The organism is Pseudomonas sp. COW5 (assembly GCF_026240005.1).
Taxonomy (GTDB): Bacteria; Pseudomonadota; Gammaproteobacteria; order Pseudomonadales; family Pseudomonadaceae; genus Aquipseudomonas; species Aquipseudomonas kribbensis.
Genome location: NZ_JAPHVP010000001.1, coordinates 6,203,566 through 6,221,122, shown reverse-complemented (window position 1 = coordinate 6,221,122; position 17,557 = coordinate 6,203,566). Strand labels below are relative to the sequence as shown.

General features: G+C 64.4%; 2 protein-coding genes (1 of these 2 cut by a window edge). Both read left to right on the top strand.

Features of this window, described 5'->3' with window-relative positions; genetic code table 11:
- Positions 1–89 precede the first annotated feature (89 nt).
- Positions 90–16,358, top strand: coding sequence for a non-ribosomal peptide synthetase (locus OQ248_RS28185; RefSeq protein ID WP_265814905.1), 16,269 nt, complete (start codon positions 90–92; stop codon positions 16,356–16,358).
- Positions 16,355–17,557, top strand: partial view of a non-ribosomal peptide synthetase gene (locus tag OQ248_RS28180; RefSeq protein WP_265814904.1) — the start only. 13,446 nt of this gene lie beyond the right edge of the window; only the first 1,203 of its 14,649 coding nucleotides appear in the window; its start codon is at positions 16,355–16,357; the stop codon falls past the right edge of the window. The genes OQ248_RS28185 and OQ248_RS28180 overlap by 4 nt, the downstream gene beginning before the upstream one ends.

The window sequence follows — 17,557 nt, the reverse complement described above, 5'->3', positions numbered from 1 at the left end:
CGATGTTTTAGCTTTTCCGGGCTGCGCGTGGCCGCACGGATTCGCCGCTGCGCGCTCCTTTTTTCCCGAATTTACAGCAGGTTACCCCCATGCAATTTCGCGAGCTGATGGCTGTTATTTCCACCCATGCGATCCGCCTTCAACAGGACGATGAAGACCTGGTCATTCTGGGCGACGACGAGGCGCTGGACGACGCGCTTTGGGACAGCCTCGCCAAGCACAAGGCGCAGTTGCTGGAGCTGGTGGCGAGCCACGGCGGCGACTGGTCGAGCCCGGCGCTGCGCATCACCCCGGACATGCTGCCGCTGGTGCAACTGGATCAGCCGGCCATCGACCGCATCGTCGCCACCGTTCCGGGTGGCGTGGCGAATGTGCAGGACATCTATCCGCTGGCGCCGTTGCAGGAAGGCATGCTGTATCTGCACCTCGCCGCCGGCGAAGGCGATCTTTATGTGCAACAGGCGCAGTTCACGTTCGACAGTCACGAGCGCCTCGACGCGTTTGCCCAGGCCTTGCAATGGGTGATCGACCGTCACGACATTTTGCGCACCTCGTTTGTCTGGGAGCGTCTGGACGAGCCGGTGCAGGTGGTCTGGCGCCAGGCGCCGCTGGTCTGCGAAGAGGTGCAGCTCGACACGTCCACCGATGTGTTCAGTCAGTTGCAGGCACGTTACGACGCCCGTCACTTGCGCCTCGACTTGCAACAGGCGCCGCTGCTGCGCCTGGTCTATGCACAGGATCCGGCGCAGGGTCGGATTGTCGCGTTGCTGCTGTTCCATCACATGATCATCGACCACGTCGCGCTGGACGTGGTGCGCCGGGAAATCCAGGCCTGGCTGCAAGGGCAAAGCGAACACGTCGCGCCGGCGGTGCCGTTTCGCAATCACCTGGCGCGGGCGCGCATGGCGCTCGATGAGCAGGCCCACGAAACGTTCTTCCGCGAGATGCTCGGCGATATCGACGAGCCAACATTGCCTTGGGGATTGCAGGATGTTCAGGGCGGCGGACAAGATTTCGAAGACGCACAGCTCAGACTCTCTGACGATTTGAACCTGCGACTGCGCACGCAGGCGCGGCAACTCGGCGTGAGCGTGGCGAGCCTGATGCATCTGGCGCTGGCGCGGGTGTTGGGCCAGTTGTCCGGGCGCACCTCGGTGGTGTTCGGCACCGTGTTGCTGGGGCGCATGGAGGCGGGCGACGGCGGTGAGCAGGCGCTGGGCATGTTCATCAACACCTTGCCGCTGCGGGTCGATGTCGGCGCGCAAAGCGTCCACGACGGCGTGCTCGCCACGCATCGACGGCTGAGCGCCTTGCTCGCCCATGAACAGGCTTCGCTGGCACTGGCCCAGCGGTGCAGCGCGTTGAATGCGCAGACGCCGCTGTTCAGCGCCATGCTCAATTACCGCCACAGCGCTGTCGGTGATGTTGCCGCGGTGATCGAACTGGCCCCCGGCGTCCAGGTATTGAGTGGCAAGGAACCGACCAACTATCCGCTGACCCTGAGCGTCGATGACCTGGGCAGTGGTTTCCGGCTGTCCGCCATCGCCCCGACCGGCATCGGCGCCGAACGGGTCTGCGCCTATGTGCAAACCGCACTCGACGGCTTGCTCGATGCCCTGGAACGGTCGCCCGAGACGCTGATGAGCCAGTTGCCGGTTTTGCCGGAGCTGGAGCGGCAGCAATTGCTGGTGGGCTTCAATGACAGTCTCGTCGATCTCGACCTGGAGCGGACCGTTCATGGCCTGTTCGAGGCTCAGGTCGAGCGTACGCCGCAGGCCATTGCATTGCAGGCCGATGCGCAATCACTGACGTATGTCGAACTCAATGCGCGAGCCAATCGCCTGGCTCACCGGTTGCGTGAGCTGGGTGTCGGGCCGGATACGCCAGTGGCGATCTGCGTCGAACGCGGGCCTGAACTGGTGATCGGCCTGCTGGGCATTCTCAAGGCCGGCGGCGCTTATGTGCCGCTGGACCCGGCGTACCCGGCGGAACGCCTGAACTACATGCTCAAGGACAGCGCCCCGGTGGCGCTGCTGGCGCACGGTGCGACCCGGGCGCTGTTCGAGGCGGGTGGCGTGCCGTTGCTCGATTTCGATCAGGATCACTGGCAGGACTACCCCGATCAAAACCCTCAGGTGCCGGGCCTTAACGTTTCGAACCTGGCCTACGTGATCTACACCTCGGGCTCCACCGGCACGCCGAAAGGGGTGATGGTCGAGCATCGTGGCCTGGGCAATCTGCTTCACTGGAGCTCGCAGGTGTGCCCGCCCGTGGCGGACGGCGCCCTGTTGCAGAAAACCCCTTACAGTTTCGACGCGTCAGTCTGGGAGCTGTTCTGGCCGCTGACGGCTGGTCTGCGTCTGGTACTGGCGCGCCCCGATGCGCACTTCGAACCGGCGTACCTGACGCAAGTGGTGCGCGAGCAGCGCATCAGCGTGATCCAGTTCGTCCCGGCGCTGTTGCAACAGTTCCTCGACGTGGCAGACGTCAGCCAGTGCACCAGCCTCACGGATGTGTTCTGTGGCGGCGGCGAGCTGACGCCGGCGTTGGCCCGTCAAGTCCGCGAGCGTCTGCCGCAGGTGCGTTTGCATAACGTCTACGGCCCGACCGAAACCACTGTGGACAGCACGGTGTGGACGCTGGAGCCGTCGATGCAGGTGCCTGAAGTGCTGCTGCCCATCGGCCGGCCGGTCAGCAATACCCGTTTGTACATCCTCGATGAACAATTGCAACCGTTGCCGCTGGGCGTGGCCGGCGAGCTGTACATCGGTGGCGTGCAGGTGGCGCGTGGATACCTGAATCTTGCGTCGCTCACCGCCGAGCGTTTCCTCGATGATCCGTTCAGCGATCAGCCCAATGCGCGGCTGTACCGCACCGGTGACCTGTGCCGCTATCGGGGCGACGGCAACCTCGAATACCTCGGTCGCAACGACGATCAGGTGAAGATTCGCGGCTTGCGTATCGAACTCGGGGAAATCCAGGCGCGGCTGATGCAACTCGACACCGTGCTCGCCGCCGAAGTGCTGGTGCGCGAAGACGTGGCCGGCGATTCACGGCTGGTGGCGTATTACACCGGCGAGGCGCTGGACATCGGCGAACTGCGCAGCCATCTGCTGGAGCAGCTACCGGATTACATGGTGCCGACGGCGTTCGTCCATCTCGACGCCATGCCCCTGAGCCCCAACGGCAAACTCGACCGCAAGGCCTTGCCGGCGCCGGATCAGAGCGGCCAGTTGCTGCGCGGATACGAGGCGCCGGTCGGCGAGGTGGAATGCCGTATCGCCGAGATCTGGCAGACCCTGCTGAACGTCGAGCAGGTCGGGCGCCATGACAATTTCTTTGAACTGGGCGGCCATTCCTTGCTGGCCGTGAAGCTGGTCGAGCGCATGCGCCAGCAGGAATTGAGCTGCGACGTGCGGGTCCTGTTCGGCCGGCCAACCGTGGCGGGACTGGCGGCAACCCTTGGCGCGTCGCCCAGTGTTCAAGTGCCGGTCAATCGCATCACCCCTGACTGCCAACACATCACGCCCGACATGCTGCCCCTGGCCTCACTCGATCAGGCCGGCATCGACCGGATCGTGGAAAGTGTCCCCGGTGGTGTCGCTAACGTGCAGGACATCTACGCCCTGGCACCGTTGCAGGCGGGGATTCTGTATCACCACATGGCAGCGACGGCGGGCGATCCTTACGTGTTGCAGGCGCAGTTCGTGTTTGACGGGATCCAGTCGATCAAGGCGTTCGTCCGCGCCGTCAACGTGGTGATCGCGCGCCATGACATCCTGCGTTCCAGCGTGGTCTGGGAAGGCCTCGAAGAGCCGGTTCAAGTGGTCTGGCGTGCTGCACCGCTGGCGCTTGAACGGGTGGATGACGAAGCGCTGGAAGGCGACGTGCTGCAACAGATGCAGGCGCGTTTCGATCCGCGTCACTACCGTCTGAACCTGGGCCGCGCGCCGATGATGCGCTTCGCCTACACCGAGGATCCGCAGCACAAGCGCTGGGTCGGCATCCTGCTGATGCATCACCTGATGCTCGATCACACCGCGCTGGAAGTGCTGGTGAGCGAGATGAACAGCGTGCTGCACGGTCACGCCGCCGAACTGGCGACCCCGGTGCAGTACCGCAACTACGTCGCACAGGCCCGACTCGGCGCGGATGTCGAGGTGCATGAAGAGTTTTTCCGCGACATGCTCGGCGACATCGACGAGCCGACCCTGGCGTTCGGTGTGCAGGACGTGCACGGCGACGGCAGCGCGGTGCTCGACAGCCAACTTACGCTGGACACCGCGCTGGCCTTGCGTCTGCGCGAGCAGGCACGGCGGCTCGGCATCAGTGTGGCGAGTCTGGCGCACCAGGCCTGGGCGCAGGTTCTGGCGCAGATCAGCGGCCGGGACGAAGTGGTGTTCGGCACGGTGCTGCTGGGCCGGATGCAGGGCGGCGAGGGCGCCGACCGGGCCTTGGGCCTGTTCATCAACACCTTGCCGCTGCGGGTCAGCGTGACCGCCATGTCGGTGCGCGACAGCGTGCTCGCCACCCATGAGCGGCTGGCGCAATTGCTCGTCCATGAAAAGGCGTCACTGGCGCTGGCCCAGCGTTGCAGCGGGGTTTCCGGCTCGTTGCCGCTGTTCGGCACGTTGCTCAACTATCGCCACAGCGCACCGCAGGCTGCCGGCCTGACCCTTGATGGCATTGAATTGCTCAGCTCCCGCGAGCGCAGCAACTATCCGCTGGTGGTCAGCGTCGATGACCTTGGCGAAGGCTTGCGTCTGAGTGTGCAAGCGGTGCCGGGCATCGATGGGGCGCGGGTCTGCGAGTACATCAACATTGCCTTCGGCAGTCTGGTGCAGGCGCTGGAGCAAACGCCGCAACTGGGTGTCGATCAGCTGTCGATTTTGCCGCCGGATGAGCGTCGGGAATTACTGGTCGGTTTCAATAAGACTCAGCGGGAATACCCGTCAGGTTCGACGGTGCATGGTCTGTTCGAGCAGCAAGTGAAACGGCATCCGCAAGCCGTGGCGGCGGTGCATGGCAACACCGCGTTGACTTATGAAGAGCTGAATCAACGGGCCAATCGCCTGGCCCATCATCTGATCAAGCAGGGCGTGCAGCCGGGCGACCACGTGGCGATCCTGTTGCCGCGTTCGCTGGAACTGTTGATCGCACAACTGGCCATCGGCAAATGCGCGGCGGCTTATGTGCCGCTGGATATCAATGCGCCGGCTGAACGTCAGGCGTTCATGGTTGAGGATTGCGGGGCGAAAGCGCTGTTGACCTTGAGCACGGAGTCAGTCGACTACACCGTGCGCCGGATCGATCTGGATGCGCTGAAACTCGACGCGCAACCGACGGACAACCCGGACCTGCCGCAGTCCTCGGAATCCGTGGCCTACATCATGTACACCTCCGGCTCCACCGGTACGCCGAAAGGGGTAATGGTGCCGCACCGGGCCATCGGGCGGCTGGTGATCAACAACGGTTATGCCGATTTCAATCCGCAGGATCGTGTGGCGTTCGCCTCCAACCCGGCATTTGACGCCAGCACCATGGACGTCTGGGGGCCGCTGCTCAACGGCGGACGAGTGGTGGTGATCGATCACGACACCTTGCTTGATCCAAGCGTGTTCGGGCAGGTATTGGCGGCTTCGGGCGTCACGATCCTGTTCGTTACCACCGCGCTGTTCAACCAGTACGTGCAGTTGATCCCCGAAGTCCTCAAAGGCTTGCGCATCGTGCTCTGTGGTGGCGAACGCGCCGACCCGGCCGCGTTCCGCCGTTTGCTGGCCGAGGCGCCGGACCTGCGCATCGTCCACTGCTACGGCCCGACCGAAACCACGACTTACGCCACGACGTTCGAAGTGCGCGAAGTGGCGGACGATGCCGACAGCGTGCCGATTGGCGGGCCGATCTCCAACACCCAGGTCTATGTGCTCGACGCCCGTCAGCAACCGGTGCCGATGGGCGTGACTGGCGAGCTGTACATCGGCGGCCAGGGTGTGGCGCTGGGCTATTTGAATCGCCCGGACCTGACCGCCGAAAAATTCCTGCAGGATCCGTTCAGCGAGCAACCGGGCGCGCTGCTGTATCGCACCGGCGACCTCGCACGCTGGCTCGCACCGGGCCAACTGGAATGCATCGGACGTAACGACGATCAGGTGAAGATTCGTGGTTTCCGCATCGAACTGGGAGAAATCGAAAACCGCCTGCTGAACTGCGAAGGGGTCAGGGAAACCATCGTGCTGGCCCGTCAGGACGGCCAGGAACCGCTGCGTCTGGTGGCGTATTTCACCGCCGATGAAGGCGTGGACAGCGCCAGCCTGCGCGAACAATTGCAGTCGCGCCTGCCGGAATACATGGTGCCCTCGGCCTGGGTGCAACTCGACGCGTTGCCGCTGAACAACAACGGCAAGGTCGACCGCAAAGCCTTGCCGCTACCGGATCCGGGCGCCTGGCTCAGCCAGGCATACGAAGCCCCGCAAGGCCCGGTTGAAACCGCGCTGGCGCAGATCTGGGCAGACGTCCTGAAGCTGGAAAAGGTCGGTCGCCACGACAACTTCTTCGAACTGGGCGGCCATTCGTTGCTGGCCGTGAGCCTGATCGAACGCCTGCGCCGGATCGGCCTGAGCACCGACGTGCGTGTATTGTTCAGCCAGCCAACCCTGGCCGCGCTGGCGGCAGCGGTGGGCAGTGGTCGCGAAATCGAAGTGCCGGCCAACCGCATTCCTGCTGATTGCACTCACATCACCCCGGACCTGCTGAGCCTCACCGTACTGGACCAGGCCGGCATCGACCGGATCGTCGCCACGGTGCCGGGCGGCGCCGCCAACGTGCAGGATATCTATCCGCTGGCGCCGTTGCAGGAAGGCATCCTTTATCACCACTTGAGCGCGGAGCAGGGCGACCCGTACCTGCTGCAATCGCGGCTGGCCTTCGACAGTGTCGAGCGCCTGCGCACCTTCACCGACACCTTGCAGCAGGTCATCGCACGCCACGACATCCTGCGTACCAGCGTTGTCCACGAAGGCCTGGCGACGCCGCATCAAGTGGTGTGGCGCCACGCCGAACTGGTGGTTCAGCACGTCGCACTGGATTCAGCAAACGGCGACATCCTTGAGCAATTGCACGAGCGCTTCGACGCCCGTCACTACCGCCTCGACATCAGCCAGGGGCCGCTGCTGCGCATGGTGTATGCCGAAGATCCGAAGCAGCAGCGCGTGGTGGCGATCCTGCTGTCTCATCACCTGATCCTCGATCACACCGCGCTGGAAGTGATCATCGATGAGATGCGCGGTGTGATGTTCGGTGAGATCGACAGCCTTTCGGCGCCGATTCCCTATCGCAACTATGTGGCCCAGGCGCGCCTGGGGCTCAGCGAGCAGGAACACGAAGCGTTTTTCCGCGAGATGCTCGGCGACATCGACGAGCCGACCCTGCCGCTGGGGCTGCGGGATGTGCAGGGCGACGGTCACGGCATCGAGGAAGCGCTGCAACCGGTGGCCACCGAACTCAATATGCGTCTGCGTGAACAGGCGCGGCAACTGGGTGTGAGCGCGGCCAGCCTGATGCACCTGGCCTGGGCGCAAGTGCTGGGCGTGCTGTCGAACCGCCGCGATGTGGTGTTCGGCACGGTGATGATGGGGCGGATGCAGGGCGGCGATGGCGCCGACCGGGCGCTGGGGGTGTTCATCAACACCTTGCCGCTGCGCATCGATGTCGGTGCCGGCGCGCGGGACGGGGTCAAGGCGACTCACGCAAGACTGACCGCGTTGCTGGGGCATGAACATGCCTCGCTGGCGCTGGCCCAGCGTTGCAGCGGTGTCGCGGCATCGTCGCCGCTGTTCAGTGCCTTGTTCAACTACCGTCACAGCGCCCCCGCGCAACAGTCGCAAAACGGCCAGGGCATCTGGGAGGGCGTGCAGAAACTCGGCGGTGAAGAACGCACCAACTACCCGCTGACCCTGAGCGTGGACGATCTGGGTGAAGGGTTCGCCTTGTCGGTTCTGGCGGTGAGCCAGATCGGTGCGCAACGGATTTGCAGTTACATGCATACCGCGCTGGAGCAACTGGTGCAGGCGCTCGAACAGACGCCGCAAAAACCGTTGAACCGCTTGCCGATCCTTTCGACTGCGGAGCTGGAACGTCTGGTCGAGGGCTTCAATCCCCCGGTCACGGCCTATCCCCGTGGCGCAACGATTCACGCAATGGTCGAGGCGCAGGCCCGGCGCAACCCTAATGCCCTCGCCGTGATTCAGGGCGCGCAACAGCTGACCTACGGGCACCTCAATCAGCGCGCCAACCAACTGGCCCATCATTTGATCGGCCTCGGCGTACAACCGGACGACCGCGTCGCCATTTGCGTGCGTCGCGGCCCGCAGATGCTGGTGGGGCTGCTGGCGATTCTCAAGGCTGGCGCCGGTTATGTGCCGGTGGATCCGGCGCACCCGGCGGAGCGTATTGCCTACCTGTTGCAGGACAGCGATCCGGTGGCCGTGTTGGTCCAGGCCTCGACCCGGGATCTGCCGGGCATGCTGCCGGTGATCGATCTGGACAGCGACGCCTGGCAACACCTGCCCGACAGCAACCCGCAACTGCCGTACCTGACCCCGGCAAATCTGGCGTACGTCATCTACACCTCGGGCTCCACCGGCCAGCCGAAAGGGGTGATGGTCGAACACGCGACTTTGGAAAACCTCGTGCACTGGCACGCTGAAGCCTTCGACCTGCACGCCGGCAGCCACACCGCCAGCGTTGCCGGGTTCGGTTTCGATGCGATGGCCTGGGAAGTCTGGCCGGCGCTGTGCGTCGGCGCGACCCTGCACCTGCCGCCGGAATCGGTGAGCAATGAACACCTGGACGAACTGCTCGACTGGTGGCGGGCGCAGCCGTTGCAAGTCAGCTTCCTGCCGACGCCGGTGGCGGAATATGCGTTCAGCCGCGAGCTGCAACACCCGACCCTGCGCACGTTGCTGATCGGTGGCGACAAACTACGTCAGTTCAGCCGTGCGCAAAGCTTCGCGGTGATCAATAACTACGGCCCGACCGAGGCCACGGTGGTCGCGACGTCCGGCCCGGTGGAAGTCGGTCAGCTGCTGCACATTGGCCGGCCGATGGCCAACGCCCGCATCTATCTGCTGGATGACCAGCAACGCCCGGTGCCGGTGGGTGTGGCGGGGGAGTTGTACGTCGCTGGCGCCGGTGTAGCGCGGGGTTACCTGAACCGTCCTGAAATGACCGCCGAACGCTTCCTCGCCGACCCGTTCAGCGACCAGCCGCAGGCGCGGATGTACCGTACCGGCGACCTCGCACGCTGGCTCGCGGACGGCAATATCGAATACCTGGGCCGCAACGATGATCAGGTGAAACTGCGCGGCGTGCGGGTCGAGCTGGGGGAAATCGAAGCCGCGCTGGCCAGCCATCCGACGGTGCAGGACGCCGTGGCGCTGGTGCGCGACGGGCAGTTGCTGGTGTGGTTCACCGAACGGGCACCGGCCGCTATCGAAACCTTGCGCAATCATCTGCAAGGGCTTCTGCCGCAAGCCTTGATCCCGGCAGCTTACGTGCGACTCGACGCCTTGCCGCTGACCGCCAACGGCAAACTCGACCGCAAGGCGTTGCCGGAACCGGATCAGAACGCCTGGCTCAGCCGTGAATACGAAGCCCCGCAGGGCCCGGTGGAAACCGCACTGGCGCAGATCTGGGCGGATGTCCTGAAGCTGGAAAAGGTCGGTCGCCACGACAACTTCTTCGAACTGGGTGGCCATTCGTTGCTGGCCGTGAGCCTGATCGAACGTCTGCGCCAGATCGGCCTGAATACCGACGTGCGTGTGCTGTTCAGCCAGCCAACGCTGGCTGCACTGGCCGCTGCGGTGGGCAGCGGTCGTGAGATCGAAGTACCGGCCAACCGCATTCCTGCTGATTGCAGCCACATCACCCCGGACCTGCTGAGCCTGGCCGAACTGGATCAATCGAGCATCGACCGCATCGTTGCCACGGTGCCCGGCGGCGCCGTGAACGTGCAGGATATTTATCCGCTGGCACCGTTGCAGGAAGGTATCCTTTATCACCACTTGAGCGCGGAGCAGGGCGACCCGTACCTGCTGCAATCGCGGCTGGCCTTCGACAGCGTCGAACGTGTGGAAGCGTTCGCGGCGGCGCTGCGTCAGGTCATTGCCCGCCATGACATCCTGCGCACGGCGGTGATCTGGCAGGAACTGGCCGCGCCGATGCAGGTGGTGTGGCGTCACGCCGGACTGGCGGTGCAGGAAATCGTGCTCGACCCTGCACAGGGCGACATCCTCGAGCAATTGCACGGGCGTTTCGATGCCCGTCATTACCGCCTCGACATCAGTCAGGCACCGTTGCTGCGGCTGGTGTATGCCCGTGATCCGGCTCACGATCGGGTGGTCGCGATGTTGCTGTTCCACCATGTCGTGATGGATCACACCGCGCTGGACGTGGTGCAGCACGAAATGCTCGCCTGCCTGCAAGGGCGCGAAGCCTCGCTGGGCGCTGCGGTGCCTTACCGCAACTACGTGGCGCAGGCGCGGCTGGGTGTCAGCGAGCAGGACCACGAAGCGTTCTTCCGCGACATGCTCGGCGATATCGACGAGCCGACTCTGCCGTTCGGCTTGCAGGATGTGCAAGGCGACGGTCGTGACATCGAGGAAACGCAACAGGCCCTGCCGGCTGCTACCGGTCAGCGTCTGCGCAGCCTGGCCCGGCAACTGGGCATCAGCGTGGCCAGCCTGTTCCACCTTGCGTGGGCGCAGGTGCTGGCGGCGACATCCGGGCAGGATCGTGTGGTGTTCGGCACGGTGCTGATGGGCCGGATGCAGGGCGGCGAGGGGGCCGACCGGGCGTTGGGGATGTTCATCAACACCTTGCCGCTGCGGGTCGATCTGGGGGCAACCTCGGTGCGCGACGGGGCCCGGACGACGCATGCACGTCTGAGCGCATTGCTCGGTCATGAGCACGCTTCGCTGGCGCTGGCCCAGCGTTGCAGTGGGGTGGCCGCGCCGTCGCCGCTGTTCAGTTCGATGCTCAACTACCGGCACAGCGCCGACGAGGCGCAACAACAAAGCGTCCGTCAGGCCTGGCAAGGCATCGAGACCCTGAGCAGCGAAGAACGCACCAATTATCCGCTGAGCCTGGGCGTCGATGATCTGGGCAACGGTTTTGTGCTCACTGCCATGACCCCGGCGAACATCGGTTCGCAGCGCATCTGTAACTACATGCAGACCGCGCTGGAGAAACTGGCGGATGCCCTGGAACAGGCACCGGATCAGCCGCTGAATCGCTTGCCGATCCTCGACGGCGCAGAACGTCAGCAGGTGCTGTACGACCTTAACGACACCGGCACCGCAGATGATCTGGAGCAAACCGTTCAGGGGTTGTTCGAAGCGCAAGTCCAACGTACGCCGCAAGCCGTTGCGTTGCAGGCCGGTGAACGGCAACTGACCTACGCCGAACTCAACGCTCAAGCCAACCGTCTGGCCCATCACCTGCGCGAACTGGGCGTGGGGCCGGATTCGCGGGTAGCGATCTGCGTCGAGCGCGGGCTGGAACTGATGGTCGGTCTGCTCGGCATCCTCAAGGCGGGCGGTGCCTATGTACCGCTGGACCCTGCGTACCCGGCGGAGCGTCTGGATTACATGCTCAAGGACAGCGCGCCGGTGGCGGTGCTGGTACATGGAGCGACTAGGGCATTGCTCGACGAAAGCACCGCGCTGGTGATCGATCTGGATCAGGACCACTGGACATTCAACCCGCAGGACAACCCGCAAGTGCCGGGCCTCAACGCTTCGAACCTGGCCTACGTGATCTACACCTCCGGTTCGACCGGTGCGCCGAAAGGCGTGATGGTCGAGCATCGTGGCGTCGGCAACCTGCTGCACTGGAGTTCGCAGTTGTGTCCTGTCGCGACGGACGGCGCGCTGTTGCAGAAGACTCCGTTCAGTTTCGATGCCTCGGTCTGGGAGCTGTTCTGGCCGTTGAGCGCCGGGCTGCGGCTGGTGCTGGCGCATCCTGACGGACACCGCGAGCCGGCGTATCTGGCGCAGGTGATTCGCGAGCAGCGGATCAGCGTGATCCAGTTCGTGCCGGTGCTGTTGCAACAGTTCCTCGAGCAGGACGACGTCAGCCAGTGCAGCAGCCTCACCGATGTGTTCTGTGGCGGCGGCGACCTGACACCGGCGCTGGCGCGCCTTGTGCGCGAGCGCCTGCCGCAGGTGCGCTTGCACAACGTTTATGGCCCGACCGAAGCCACGGTCGACAGCACGGTGTGGACGCTGGAACCGTCGATGCCGGTGCAGGACAGCGCCTTGCCGATCGGGCGGCCGATCAACAACACCCGTCTGTATGTATTGGATGCTGCCGAGCGGCCGGTGCCGATGGGCGTCATCGGTCAGTTGTTCATTGGCGGTGCCGGGGTTGCGCGGGGCTATCTGGGCCTGCCGCAATTGATGGCCGAACGGTTTATCCCGAGCCCGTTCGTGGCCGGCGACCGGTTGTATGCCACGGGCGACCTGGTGCGCTACCGCGCCGATGGCCAGCTCGAATTTATCGGGCGCAACGACTTCCAGGTCAAGCTGCGTGGCCTGCGCCTTGAACCGGGTGAAATCGAAGCGCAACTGCTCAGCCATCCAGCGCTGCGTGAAACCGTGGTGCTGGTACGTGAAGAACGTCTGGTGGCGTACTTCACCTGGCACGCCGAGGCCGGGCAACCGGGGATCGAGGCGTTGCGCGAACACTTGCTTGCACGCCTGCCGGACTACATGGTGCCGTCGGCCTTCGTCGCGCTCGACAGCCTGCCACTGAGCCCCAACGGCAAGGTGGAGCGCAAGGCGCTGCCGGCTCCCGGTGCCGAGTCGGTGCTGGTGCGCGAGTACGAGGCTCCGCTCGGCGAGACCGAAATCGCCCTGGCCCGATTGTGGGGCGAGGTGCTGAACGTCGAACGGGTCGGGCGTCATGATCACTTCTTCGAACTGGGCGGGCACTCGCTGCTGGCGGTGAGCCTGATCGAACGCATGCGCCAGATCGGCCTGAGCACCGATGTGCGGGTGCTGTTCAGTCAGCCGACCCTGGCCGCGTTGGCTGCAGCTGTGGGCAGCGGTCGTGAAATCGAAGTGCCGGCCAACCGCATCGCCGCCGGTTGCACCCGCATCACTCCGCAGATGCTGACGCTGGTCACGCTGGACCAGGTCGCCATCGACCGCGTGGTGTCCAGCGTTCCGGGCGGCGCTGCCAATGTGCAGGACATTTACCCGCTGGCACCGTTGCAGGAAGGCATTCTTTACCACCACTTGAGTGCGGGCGAAGGCGATCCGTACCTGCTGCAATCGCGTATCGCGTTCGACAGTCTTGAACGTGTGCAGCGTTTCAGTGCGGCATTGCAACAGGTCATCGACCGCCATGACGTGCTGCGCACGGGTGTGGTGTGGGAAGGCTTGAGCGTGCCAGTGCAAGTCGTGTGGCGAAAGGCTGAGCTGGTGGTGCAGGAGGTCGTGCTGGATCCTGCGGCCGGCGACATCCTTGAACAGTTGCATGCCCGCTTCGATGCCCGGCATTACCGCCTCGACATCGCCCATGCGCCGTTGCTGCGGCTGGTGTATGCCCGGGATCCGGCCCGTGGCCGGGTGGTGGCGATGCTGCTGTTCCATCACATCGTGCTCGATCACACCGCGCTGGAAGTGGTGCGCCACGAAATGCAGGCGTACTTGCGCGGGGCCGACGAGCCGTTGCCGGCGGCGGTGCCGTATCGCAACTACGTGGCGCAGGCACGGCTGGGTGTCTCCGAACAGGAGCACGAAGCGTTTTTCCGCGACATGCTCGGCGACATCGACGAGCCGACTCTGCCGTTCAGCCTGCGCGATGTGCGCGGCGACGGACGCGGCATCGAGGAAGTGCAGCAGGTCCTCGACAGCGGCCTGAACCTGCGTCTGCGCAGTCAGGCGCGGCAGATGGGCATCAGCGTGGCCAGCCTGTTCCACCTCGCCTGGGCCCAGGTATTGGCGGCGACTTCCGGGCAGGACAACGTGGTGTTCGGCACCGTGCTGATGGGCCGGATGCAGGGCGGCCAGGGCGCCGACCGTGCACTGGGCATGTTCATCAACACCTTGCCGTTGCGGGTCGATCTGGGCGAGACCCCGGTGCGTGAAGCGGTCAAGGCGACGCATCAGCGTCTCACTGCGCTGCTGGGTCACGAACACGCTTCGCTGGCACTGGCCCAGCGTTGCAGCGGGATCGCGGCGCCGTCGCCGTTGTTCAGCGCGATGCTCAACTATCGGCACAGCCACGGTGCAGAGCATGCGGACAGCGTGGTTCAGGCCTGGCAGGGCATCGAGACCTTGAGCAGCGAAGAGCGCACCAACTACCCGCTGAGCCTGAACGTCGATGACCTGGGCAACGGCTTCTCGCTGATTGCCATGGTGCCGGCGGACATCGGCGCGCAGCGGATTTGCGGCTACATGCAGACGGCGTTGTTGGCGTTGGTGGAGGCGCTGGAGCAGGCACCGACGCAGGCGATGAATCGCTTGCCGGTTCTTGAGGGGGTAGAGCGGCAGCGGCTGTTGTTCGACTTCAACGCGACCGATGTCGGTTATGACCTTCAGCAGAGCATTCACGGCTTGTTCGAGGCGCAGGTGTTGCGCACGCCGCAGGCTGTGGCGGTGCTTTCCGGCGAGCAGCGACTGAGTTATGCCGAGCTGAATCAGCGGGCCAACCGTTTGGCGCATCACTTGCGTGTCTTGGGCGTTGGCCCGGATGCACGAGTGGCGATCTGCGTCGAGCGCGGGCTGGAAATGGTGGTCGGGTTGCTGGCGATTCTGAAGGCCGGCGGCGGTTATGTGCCGCTGGATCCGGCGTATCCGCTGGAACGGCTGGCCTACATGCTGGAGGACAGTGCGCCGTCGGCGGTGCTGGTGCAAGGCTCGACCCGCGCGTTGCTGGGTGAGGTGTCGGTGCCGGTGGTCGATCTGGATCACGACACTTGGCAAGCGTTGTCGGCGGATAACCCTTCGGTCGATGGATTGACCCCGCAGCACACGGCTTATGTGATCTACACCTCGGGTTCGACCGGTCAGCCGAAAGGCGTAATCAATGAACACAACGGGGTGGTCAACCGCTTGCTGTGGATGCAGGACGCCTATCGCCTGACGGCTGAAGATTCAGTGCTGCAGAAAACCCCGTTCAGCTTCGACGTGTCGGTGTGGGAATTCTTCTGGCCGCTGATGACCGGCGCGCGACTGGTCATGGCTCGCCCCGGCGGGCACAAGGATCCGCTGTACCTGAGCGAAGTGATCGAGCAAGAACGCATCACCACGTTGCACTTCGTACCGTCGATGCTCGACGTGTTCCTTGCCCATGGCGACACCGCACGTTGCGGCGGTTTACGTCAGGTGATGTGCAGCGGCGAGGCCTTGCCGGGCAGTCTGGTGCGGCGCTTCAAGCAGCAATTGCCGAACAGTGGTTTGCACAACCTCTACGGCCCGACTGAAGCAGCAGTGGACGTTACGGCCTGGGATTGCGCCGGGCCAATCGACACCACACCGGACAACACGCCAATCGGCAAACCGATCGCCAACACCCGCATGTACATCCTCGATGCCCAGCAACAACCTGTGCCGCAAGGCGTGGTCGGCGAGCTGTACATCGGTGGTGTGCAAGTGGCACGGGGATATCTGAACCGTCCTGAACTCAGCGCCGAGCGGTTCCTCAACGACCCGTTCCAGCCCAACAGCCGCCTGTACCGCACCGGCGACGTCGCCCGTTACCTGGCCGACGGCAACATCGAATACCTGGGCCGTAACGACGATCAGGTGAAGATCCGAGGTCTGCGCATCGAGCTCGGCGAAATCCAGTCACGCCTGACCGACATCGGTGGCGTGCAGGAAGCGGCGGTGCTGGCCCGCGAGGACGTGCCGGGGGACAAGCGTCTGGTGGCCTATTACACCGGCGCCCGACTGGAAATCGACGTGGTGCGCGGCCATCTGCTGGAACACCTGCCGGATTACATGGTGCCGGCGGTGTTCGTGCACCTCGATGCGCTGCCGCTGAGTCCGAACGGCAAGCTCGACCGCAAGGCCTTGCCGGCGCCGGATCAGGCCTCGGTCATCACTCGCGAATACGAAGCGCCAGTCGGCGAGGTGGAAATCCTGCTGGCCGGGCTCTGGGCCGAACTGCTCAACGTGGAACGGGTAGGGCGCCACGACAACTTTTTTGAACTGGGCGGGCACTCATTGCTGGCGGTCAGTCTGATCGGCCGGTTACGTCAGGAAGGCATGGAAGCCGAGGTCAGGGCGTTGTTTGAACAACCGACCCTGGCCGGTTACGCCGCAATTACGGAAAGAATGGAGATCGTCCTGTGAACGTGATCGAACTGTTGGCAACACTTAAAGCGAAAGACATCCAGTTGGCGGTCACCGACGACCAGTTGCGCGTACAAGGCAACAAACAGGCGCTGAGCGATCCGGCGGTGCTGGCGCTGTTGCGCGAGCACAAACCGGCACTGATCGAACTGATCAAGGCCGGGCAATATTCAGCGACCAAGAGCGGTCAGGTCGACGTGCCGGCCAATGGCATTGCACCCGGCACCACGCGCATCACTCCCGCGATGCTGACCCTGGCCGAACTCGATCAGGCGACCATCGACCGTCTGGTCGACGATGTGCCGGGCGGCGCGGCCAATGTGCAGGACATCTACCCGCTGGCGCCGTTGCAGGAGGGCATTCTTTACCACCACGTCAGCGCCACCCAGGGCGATCCGTACGTGATGCAGGCGCATTTCGCTTTCGCTGACCGTGATCGGTTGAACGCGTTCGTTGAGGCATTGCAGGCCGTCATCGATCGCCACGACATTCTCCGTACGGCGGTGGTCTGGGAGGGGCTGGATACACCGCAGCAAGTAGTCTGGCGTGAGGCCAAATTGCCGGTAGAAGAGATCGATGCCGAAGGCGATGCGCTGGCCTATTTGCACGAGCGTTTCGATGCCCGGGAATTCCGCATGGATGTAAGCCGGGCGCCGATGATGCGTCTGGCCCATGCCTGGGACGAAGCCGGGCAACGGGTGGTTGCGACGTTGCTGTTTCACCACATGGCGCTGGATCACTCGGCGCTCGACGTGGTGCGTCACGAGATGCGTGCGTTTCTTACGGGGCTGGGCCATCTGCTGGGGCGACCGGTCGCGTTTCGGGATTACGTGGCGCAGGCGCGGCTGGGTGTCAGCGAAACCGAGCACGAGGCGTTCTTCCGTGACATGCTCGGCGATATCGATGAGCCGACCTTGCCGTTCGGCCTGCAGGATGTACAGGGCGACGGGCACGGCATCACCGAACTGAGCGTGCCGGTCGAACCGGCCTTGGGCCAACGCCTGCGGGGGCAGGCGCGACAGCTCGGGGTCAGCGCGGCCAGTCTGTTCCACCTGGCCTGGGCGCAGGTGCTGGCCACGCTTGCCGGCAAGCAACGCGTGGTGTTCGGCACGGTGCTGATGGGCCGTCTGCAAGGCGCCGAAGCCACCGACCGGGCGCTGGGCATTTTCATCAACACCTTGCCGGTGCGCGTGGACGTC

What these genes read in the sequence shown, in the direction of transcription:
- OQ248_RS28185 (WP_265814905.1), top strand. Translation starts at nt 90, where the DNA reads ATGCAATTTCGCGAGCTGATGGCTGTTATTTCCACCCATGCGATCCGC.